This is a genomic window from Pseudoduganella guangdongensis (assembly GCF_009857475.1).
Taxonomy (GTDB): domain Bacteria; phylum Pseudomonadota; class Gammaproteobacteria; order Burkholderiales; family Burkholderiaceae_D; genus Rugamonas; species Rugamonas guangdongensis.
Genome location: NZ_WWCJ01000068.1, coordinates 1 through 273, shown reverse-complemented (window position 1 = coordinate 273; position 273 = coordinate 1). Strand labels below are relative to the sequence as shown.

Below are 273 nucleotides of genomic sequence, written 5' to 3'. Positions count from 1 at the left end.
GCGTGCAGCGCATTCACGCGCGCATAGGTAATGCACGCAAAGACTTTTTGCACAAGGTGACGAGGGCGATCTGCAACAACCACGCGATCGTCTATATCGAAGACCTGCGTGTGAAGCAGTTGTCGAAATCGGCTGCCGGCAGCCAGAGCGAGCCTGGGCGCGGCGTGCGCGCCAAATCCGGCCTGAACAAGGCAATCCTCGACCAAGGCTGGTATGAGTTTCGTCGCCAGCTTGATTACAAACTGGCCTGGAAAGGCGGCTCGCTGGTGGCGG

The 273-nt window shown here is 59.3% G+C and carries 1 protein-coding gene; it reads left to right on the top strand.

Annotated features, from left to right (window positions below; all coding sequences use genetic code 11):
• The coding region (locus GTP41_RS28185; protein ID WP_308700889.1) for a transposase at positions 1 to 273 on the top strand (273 nt) is incomplete at both ends.